We start from the raw sequence: 9,004 nt of genomic DNA on the forward strand, positions 1-9,004 counted from the left end.
TAATTTTCATTAGAGGCTTTATGAAACAGCTAAACAAAATTGCGCTTGTCGCCGCATTGGTTTTTCCTTCAATTCAAGCGATGGCAGCAGAGGTGAATGTTTATGCCGCATCTTCAATGACCGATGTGATGAATGAACTGAGCCAAGAATTTAAACAACAAACAGGTGACGAAGTTGTGTCGGTGTTTGCGGGTTCTTCAACACTGGCTCGTCAAATTGAACAGGGCGCACCGGCTGATGTATTTATATCTGCCAACCCGAAATGGATGGATTATTTGGCTGATAAAGGCATGACCACCAAAGATAAAGTGAAAAATTTAGTCGGGAATCAGCTGGTATTAATTGGGTCTGGTGGTGAGAATAAAACGCAAATCGATGCTGGTACATTTAAACAATTACCGACTTTACTCGGCAGTGATCGTTTAGCGGTAGGCCAAACGGAAACGGTTCCTGCGGGTATGTATGCCAAAGAAAGTCTCACTAATATGGGATTATGGTCGGTACTATCGAGTAAAACAGCGCCCAGTAATAATGTTCGTCTAACCTTATCCTTAGTTGAACGCGGTGAAGCGCCATTTGGCATTGTGTATAAAACCGATGCCTTGATGAGTAAAAAAGTGACTATAGTACAAACTTTCCCCGACAGTACCCATTCACCAATTGTGTACCCAATGACAGTGTTAAATGATAAAGCACAAAGCCAAGCATTCTATAAGTTCTTAGCGACGGAAACGGCCAGAAAAACTTTTATTAAGTATGGGTTTACGCCATTAATGGCATACTAATCATTTATCTTTAGATCAGAAATAAAAGACAAAAGGAAGCGAGTTTGGCGCTAACTGATTATGAAATTCAAGCCTTGTTATTAAGCTTGAAAGTCTCTTTTACTGCGGTGATCTTTTTGTTGCCAGTCGGGATATTCCTATCTTGGCTATTGGTAAAAAAAGAATTCTTCGGCAAGAGATTACTGGATAGCGTGATCCATCTTCCTTTGGTATTACCTCCGGTGGTGATCGGGTATTTACTGTTACTGACCATGGGTAAACAAGGCATTGTTGGGCATTGGCTTGCTAGCACCTTTGGCTTGGTATTTAGTTTTAACTGGAAGGGCGCAGCTTTAGCATCGGCAGTGGTGGCATTGCCATTAATGGTGCGTGCCATTCGTTTAAGTTTGATCAATGTTGACCCAAAATTAGAACAAGCGGCGCGAACCCTTGGCGCGACGCCGCTCAAAGTATTCTTTACCATCACGCTGCCACTGGTATTGCCGGGCATTATTACGGGCGCTATGCTGTCCTTTGCCCGTAGTTTGGGGGAATTTGGCGCCACTATTAGCTTTGTTGCCAATATTCCGGGGCAAACTCAAACTTTGCCTTTGGCGATGTATAACTTTATCCAAACCCCTGGCGCAGAATTTCAAGCCGCGCGTTTGTGCATTATCTCAGTGGTGATCGCTTTATTGTCTTTGTTGTGTTCTGAATGGCTGACCAAACGAACGCAAGCTAAGTTAGGTGTGACCAATTCGGCAGGGGGCGCAGTATGATCACGCTACGCTTTGAACAACAACTCGATCAATTTGTCCTTAATATTGATGCCACTATTCCCGCAACTGGGATCACCGCGATATTTGGCCGCTCTGGCGCAGGTAAAACCAGTGTTATCAATGCAATCAGTGGCTTGAAGAATCCTACATCAGGCCGAATTGCCAAAGGCGATCAGGTTTTATTTGATTCCGAATTAGGCATTAATCAACCAATTGAAAAACGTAACATCGGTTATGTATTTCAAGAAGCACGATTATTTCCTCATTATAAAGTAAAAGGCAATTTACTCTATGGTGTGAAAGGCAAAATAGAAGCGAATAAATTTAACCAAGTGGTTGAATTATTAGATTTATCCAGCTTATTGAATCGTTACCCAGCGGACTTATCTGGTGGCGAGAAACAGCGCTGTGCCATTGCTCGTGCATTACTTTCAGAGCCTGATATTTTATTGATGGACGAACCACTAGCTTCCCTCGATCTACCTCGTAAGCAAGAAGTGATGCCATTTTTAGAGCGTTTATCATCGGAAGTGAATATTCCGATTTTATATGTGACCCACAGTATGGATGAGATCCTACATTTAGCCGATCACATGCTGTTAATTGAAGATGGGCGAGTCAAAGAAGCGGGAGATATCGAGACTTTATGGCGCTCACCGTCATTAGCCGCTTGGCATAATACGAATGAATTGAGTACCTTATTTAAAGGAAGGGTAAAACACACTCATAATCATTACAGTGTCACTTATGTTGAGTTGGCGCCACAGGTTGGGGTTTGGATGTCGGGTATTCAAGCTCAAGCAGAAGAAATATTGCGGATAAGGATCCATGCCAGCGATGTATCGATCACCTTAGAGCACGCATCAAACACCTCTATTCGTAATATTTTACCCGCCACAGTGGTTAAAGTGGCAGAAGTCAGCGATGCCTCTGCGCCTGTATCGGTATTACTACGTTTACAGCATGATGAAAGTACGGTAGACAATAACTCTCAAGATCTTTGTCTGTGGGCAAATATTACCGCTTGGGCATACGATGACCTCAAACTACAAACTGGGCAATTAGTTTACGCACAGATTAAAGGGGTTCGTCTCACCAATAAAGATATGGCGCGTAAAGGATAGTTCACAAAGATTCATTTTGTAGATGTTAAAATCATATAAAGCCTTGAAAGAGTGAAAGCTCTCTCAAGGCTTTTTTGTGTCCGTTTATAAGTGGATGGCACGTTTCTTGATTGTTATTTATACAAGGCAGGATTACTTAATCAACACAAGGACGGTTAATTATGTGGTTATCTTTATTTTTCAATTCATTACAGGAAAGAGAACAAACTAAAACGATCATCTTTAGTGCAAGCCCTTACGGTATGCCCGTTATCTCGCACCATTATGATGCAAATAATAAGGGGCAAAATTTTGAGTCAAGATCGAAATCAACGTGACTATTTAATGCTTGAACAGGATGTTCACCACGTCATATTTACGGATTTAGATGGCACCTTACTTGACCATGATACTTACAGCGCTGCTGAGGTCGCACCATTATTGCATCAGTTGCAATGCGCCAATATAGAGGTGATCCCGACCACCAGTAAAACCCAAGCCGAACTGTTAGTGTTGCGCGAGCAGCTTAGTCTATCGAGCCCATTTATTGTTGAGAACGGCGCGGCGGTGTATTTGCCCGTTGCTAGATTTAAACAACCACCACAAGGGACACTCCATATTGGTGATTATTGGGTTAAGAATTTCAGTCAAACTTGCGAACACTGGTTGCTGATCCTTGATGAAATCGAACATGAGTTTACAGGTTTGTTTACCTCATTTCAGGCGATGTCATGCGAGTATTTAGCGCAATTGACGGGGTTATCACCGCTTGAAGCGCAACGAGCAAAACAACGTCAATTTGGTATGCCGGTTGAATGGCTAGGCGACCGCGATCAAAAGCGTCAATTTATCCAAAGGTTAGAAGCTAAAGGGGCAACCGTCTTGGAAGGTGGCCGCTTTGTACATATATCGGGCGAGCATGATAAAGGCAAAGCCATGCACTGGCTTATGGAGCAGTATAAAAATCAACATGAAGCAAATGCTAAGCCATTGGTTAGCATTGCATTGGGTGATAGCCATAACGATATTGCGATGTTAGAAAAAGCAGATGTCGCGGTTAGGATCGCATCACCGCATCATGAACGACCGCAATTAACGTGCTCACATAATGTTATCGATAGCACAGAATATGGACCGCAAGGTTGGAACAGCTCAATTCGGTTTCTACTGAAAAAACATTTATAAAACAACTTAATATCAAGCATGGAATGCAGGAGATAACATGGCAGATTTTTATCAAAATGGAATTGTAACCACACTTCATAATTTAGCCGACCGACCAATAGACGCTCTCGAAGCGGAATTGGTTCAATTCTCAGAAAAACGGCCAATGGCGTTGATCTTACCCTCGTTATTTTCGGAATTAGAAGGGGATGCACTGCCTAAAATTGTCGATCACTTAACTGAAGTTCCGTACTTATCACAAGTTGTGATTGGTTTGGATCGTGCCAATCTCGATCAGTACAAACACGCCTTATCTTTTTTCGGTAAATTGCCGCAACATCATCGTGTATTGTGGAATGATGGACCGCGTTTACAAGCATTAGATAAAGAGTTAGCCGCATTAGGTCTAGCACCAAAAGAACTCGGCAAGGGCCGTAATGTCTGGTATTGCATGGGGTATGTGCTCGCAACCGGTAAAGCGGAATCGGTGGCGCTGCATGACTGTGACATTGTCACTTATGAGCGTGATTTATTGGCGCGTTTAATCTATCCAGTCGCCAATCCTCGTTTTAATTACGAATTCTGTAAAGGCTATTATGCTCGAGTTGCCAATGGAAAAATGAATGGGCGTGTTTCACGCTTGTTGGTAACCCCTTTACTTAAAGCATTAAAAAAAGTCACCAGTCAAACCGCGTATTTAGATTATATGGATAGCTTTAAATATTCTCTGGCGGGGGAATTCTCATTTAGACGTGATGTATTAAATGATATTCGTATTCCAAGCGATTGGGGACTAGAGATTGGCGTGCTATCTGAAATGCATCGTAATTATGCCAGTAACCGCATTTGTCAGGTCGATATCGCCACAACCTACGATCACAAGCATCAAGATTTATCGCTTAATGATGTCAATGCTGGCTTATCTAAAATGTCGATTGATATTACTAAATCACTATTTAGAAAACTGGCGACCCAAGGTGAAACCTTTAATGCTGAAACCTTCCGCTCGTTAAAAGCAACCTATTACCGTGTCGCTCTGGATTTTGTCGAAGCTTATCATAACGATGCAATTATGAACGGCTTAGAGTTAGATGTTCATAATGAAGAAAAAGCGGTCGAAATGTTTGCGCAAAATATTATGACTGCAGGGCAAAGCTTTATGGATAAACCTATGGAAACGCCGTTTATTCCAAGTTGGAACAGAGTGATCAGCGCCATGCCAGATGTGATGGAACGTCTGAAAGAAGCCGTGGAGCTTGATAATCAAGAATTTGGAGCGACGCTATGATAAAAAACGCATCCATTGCCTATACCTCATTAACCGAGAAATTATGCCATCATCTTGAGGTTATTTATGCAGGGTTGGAACAAGTTGAAAATCATGCAGAGCTCGCGGAGCAATTACTCGCCATTATGCGAATTGATTCAGCGACCTGTCCAAGTGTTGCTCACCATAATGCCACCTCGTTATGGACCGAAAAAGATCTTATCATGATCACTTACGGTGATACTATCCAACAGGATAACGAAGCACCATTGAAAACCCTCAATCGCTTTATGCATCAATATCTTAAACCGCATATTAACAGCGTGCATATTCTGCCATTTTTTCCTTATAGCTCGGATGATGGCTTTTCCGTGATTGATTATTCCAGTGTCAATGAGTCACTCGGAAACTGGCAAGATATTGAAGCAATTGCCTCTGAGTTTGATTTGATGTCGGATTTAGTGATCAATCATTGCTCGGCTCGAAGTGCTTGGTTTGAAAACTTTACTAAAGCAGAAGGGGTGGGACATGATTATTTCTACACCGCGCCACCGGATCAAGATACTTCTCAAGTGGTTCGTCCACGTACTTCTGAGTTATTAAAAGAGGTTAATACGCGGCAAGGAACCCAACATGTGTGGTGTACCTTTAGTCATGATCAGGTCGATTTTGATTTTAGAAACCCAAACGTACTTAAAGCTTTTGTTGAGATCATTCGTCAGTATTTAGATCACGGCGTTAAAACCTTTCGCTTAGATGCGGTGGCTTTTTTATGGAAACAAGCTGGGAGTAGTTGCATTAACCTCGAACAAACCCATGAGGTGATACGGCTGTTAAGAAGTCTCATTGAGCAAGCCCGCCCAGATGCGATAATCATCACTGAAACCAATATTCCAAATCACGAAAACCTCACCTATTTCGGCAATGGCAACGAGGCTCATGCAATTTACAACTTCTCTTTGCCACCCTTATTGCTCAACAGCCTTATTACCGGTAATTGTGTGCATTTAAAACGCTGGATGATGGGAATGCCACCCGCGCAACGTGGAACCACGTATTTTAACTTTATAGCCTCACACGATGGCATTGGTTTAAGGCCCGCAGAAGGGTTATTAACCGATCAAGAAATTGGAAACTTGGTTAATACCATGCAGCAATTTGGTGGCAAAGTATCGTGGCGTACTGGGGTTAACGGCGAGCAAAAACCGTATGAAATAAATGTGGCTTTATTTGATGCGCTACAAGGCACCGACAAAGGTCCAGATAAATACGGCATTGATCGTTTTATCTGCGCGCATACGATCATGCTTGGAATGGAAGGGATCCCTGGGATTTATATTCATAGTTTACTCGCCACCAGTAATGACTATGAAAAAGTTGAAAATACCAACCAAAACCGTTCCATCAATCGTCATCGTTGGTCTTATAATCAACTGGTTGAAGCGCTAGAACAACCTTATACTCAGCACCATAAAGTATTAAACAAGATGCTCGACTTAATTGATATACGAACTCAACAATCGGCGTTTGATCCCAATGCGACGCAGTTTACGTTGCATCTCGGTGATTCTTTATTTGGTTATTGGCGACAAAGTGTGGACAGAAGCCAAAGCATATTCTGCGTGAGTAATATGACTCTTGATACCCAAAGCGTGCATCTTGCTGATATGAACATAATTCAAACCGATACTTGGCAAGATCTTATTAGTAGAGAATTGATTGAACAAAGCGTCACTAATATTGAACTTCAACCTTATCAAACCGTTTGGATCACCAATAAGGTGGTGTAAAAAGGCTCAAATGAATGCAATTAGTCTGTTTAACATCAGGATAATCACTTATGGCTATGTTCATTTTTAACCTGAACAGGTATCTTACTTAGCAATGAAAGCCGCAGCTTTTTTAAGGCAAGGCCAAAAGCTAGGTTTAAGATTAATAATGTTTAGGAGTTAGTCATGAGCAAAGCAAAAATCGGGATCGTAACGGTAAGCGATCGCGCCAGCCAAGGTGTGTATGAAGATTTATCTGGCAAAGCCATCATCGAGACATTAAATGATTACCTTACTTCTGATTGGGGACCGGTTTATCAAATCATTCCAGATGAACAAGATCAAATCGAAGCCTTACTGATTAAAATGGTCGATGAAGAGGGTTGTTGTTTAGTAGTGACCACTGGCGGCACAGGCCCAGCTAAGCGTGATGTAACCCCAGAAGCTACTGAAGCCGTGTGCGATCGCATGATGCCAGGTTTTGGTGAGTTAATGCGCAGCGAGTCATTAAAGTTTGTACCGACCGCAATTTTATCACGTCAAACTGCAGGCTTACGCGGCAGCAGCTTATTAGTGAACTTGCCAGGTAAACCAAAATCAATCCGCGAATGTTTAGACGCGGTATTCCCAGCCATTCCTTACTGCATCGACCTAATGGAAGGCCCATTCTTAGAGTGTGATGAAAGCGTCATTAAGCCATTTAGGCCGAAGGCGAAGTAACCCAACATAATAAGATTAACCTTTGGATTAGTAATGGAAAATGTATTAATCCAAAGGGCTTTTAGTAAAACCAAATTTACTGCCAATCACATGCGTATATAGCTCTGTTGTTCTAACATCGCTATGGCCTAGCAGCTCTTGAACTGTTCTTATGTCGGAGCCCGACTGTAAAAGCTGTGTAGCAAATGAATGACGAAAAGTATGAGCGGTCACACGCTTTAATACGCCACTCTTTTTTACAGCACCTCCTAATTGCTTCCTAAACGCACTTTCATGTAAATGATGCCGACAAGTGTACCCATCAATAGGATGCAAGCATCGTTGAGTGGAAGGAAATAAGTATTGCCAATAAGGATCTTTTACAGCATTACCGTATTTTTTGATTAAACTACTTGGTAAAGACGTTAAGCCAAATCCTGCGTCACAATCCCTCTTGTGTAAATCTAAGCAGACCTTAATTTGATTTTTTAATGGGGTAATTAACACTGCCGGCAATAGTGTATATCTATCTTTTGCCCCTTTGCCACGGAAGATATAAATGGTTTGATTTTCAAAATTAAGATCTTTTACACGCAAATTGAGCGCTTCACTAATTCTGAGTCCGCAACCGTATAAAAGGGCGCATAGTAACCAGTATTGTCCATTTAAGTTATCTAAAATAAGATTAGCTTCTTCGTGGACTAATACTGTTGGCATACGTTTCGGTTTTTTGGTAAATGAATAGCTTAAATCCTGTATCTCAACTTTTAGAACGTGTCGATACATAAAAATGATGGCACATAATGCTTGATTTTGTGTCGCACTGGATACTTTCCTCTCGTTTGCCAAGTAAGAAAGAAAAGTTTCAATGTGAGAATTTGACATGTCTTTAGGGTGTTTCATTTTGTGAAAACGAATGAATTGTCGAATCCAAAAGAGATAGGATTTCTCCGTTTTTAAACTGTAATGGCGCACTCTAATTTGTTGTCGAATAGATTCAATAAATGGTGAAGGCATTATACAACCCCTTAACTGTGTTTATATACAGTTATAATGGTGTTTTGACCAAAGTGCCATTAAAATGGAGAAAGCGAGAACAAAAAAGAGCTGTTCAGTATTGCGGTTTTAATCTAACTCACTGATTTAAAATTAAAGTATGCAATAATCTTAAGTTTGGGATTGTTACAATTGGCTTGTTAAACCCAGTTCTCGCTTTCTCCATCGCATAAAATCGGCTAAATGCTGTAAAAAATTCATCATTAGAGTATCTTATGATGATAAATGAATTGATTAGCAGTGAACGTGTTGAAATAATCTTCGGATTTATCCGTGTTTCTTGCTAATACACTTATGTAGACTCCCTCATGTCAACACCCCATTATTTGATACTTGCGAACTTATGTACGAGTTCAATCTAAAATGATCGACTCAATGATAATTGCGCGTATCGGAGCCACAT

Annotated in this window: 8 protein-coding genes; 7 read left to right on the forward strand and 1 reads right to left on the reverse strand. The window is 41.3% G+C overall.

All coding sequences use genetic code 11. The features are described from left to right. Window positions 1-20: 20 nt before the first annotated feature. The 7 genes from modA to mog all read left to right on the forward strand — a co-directional run bounded on the left by modA (window position 21) and on the right by mog (window position 7,566). The gene (modA, locus tag HC723_RS08715; RefSeq protein ID WP_190338790.1) at window positions 21-785 is read left to right on the forward strand and encodes a molybdate ABC transporter substrate-binding protein; all 765 of its coding nucleotides are present in this window, start codon (window positions 21-23) and stop codon (window positions 783-785) included. 44 nt (window positions 786-829) lie between these two features. Further along, on the forward strand, window positions 830-1,543 hold the full coding sequence (gene modB, locus HC723_RS08720) for a molybdate ABC transporter permease subunit (RefSeq protein WP_190338791.1): 714 nt from the start codon (window positions 830-832) through the stop codon (window positions 1,541-1,543). Beyond that, window positions 1,540-2,667: a molybdenum ABC transporter ATP-binding protein ModC gene (gene modC / locus HC723_RS08725; protein ID WP_190338792.1), complete on the forward strand. Its 1,128-nt coding sequence runs from the start codon at window positions 1,540-1,542 to the stop codon at window positions 2,665-2,667. The genes modB and modC overlap by 4 nt, the downstream gene beginning before the upstream one ends. Window positions 2,668-2,958: 291 nt before the next feature. Then, window positions 2,959-3,831, forward strand: a complete 873-nt coding sequence (locus HC723_RS08730; protein WP_203218761.1) for an HAD-IIB family hydrolase — start codon at window positions 2,959-2,961, stop codon at window positions 3,829-3,831. Between the two features lie 37 nt (window positions 3,832-3,868). Beyond that, window positions 3,869-5,098, forward strand: coding sequence for a glycosyl transferase (locus tag HC723_RS08735; RefSeq protein WP_190338793.1), 1,230 nt, complete (start codon window positions 3,869-3,871; stop codon window positions 5,096-5,098). Next, window positions 5,095-6,867 (forward strand): sugar phosphorylase, encoded by a 1,773-nt coding sequence (locus HC723_RS08740; RefSeq protein ID WP_194704515.1) that lies wholly within the window; start codon window positions 5,095-5,097, stop codon window positions 6,865-6,867. The genes HC723_RS08735 and HC723_RS08740 overlap by 4 nt, the downstream gene beginning before the upstream one ends. Window positions 6,868-7,032: 165 nt before the next feature. Then, window positions 7,033-7,566 (forward strand): molybdopterin adenylyltransferase, encoded by a 534-nt coding sequence (gene mog / locus HC723_RS08745; protein WP_190338794.1) that lies wholly within the window; start codon window positions 7,033-7,035, stop codon window positions 7,564-7,566. 45 nt (window positions 7,567-7,611) lie between these two features. Here the strand turns inward: mog and HC723_RS08750 are convergent, their stop codons facing one another. Further along, a complete protein-coding gene (locus HC723_RS08750) occupies window positions 7,612-8,565 on the reverse strand; it encodes an integron integrase (RefSeq protein WP_190338801.1) in 954 nt (317 codons plus the stop codon). Window positions 8,566-9,004 lie beyond the last annotated feature (439 nt).

This window comes from Vibrio sp. S11_S32 (assembly GCF_014694465.1).
Taxonomy (GTDB): domain Bacteria; phylum Pseudomonadota; class Gammaproteobacteria; order Enterobacterales; family Vibrionaceae; genus Vibrio; species Vibrio algicola.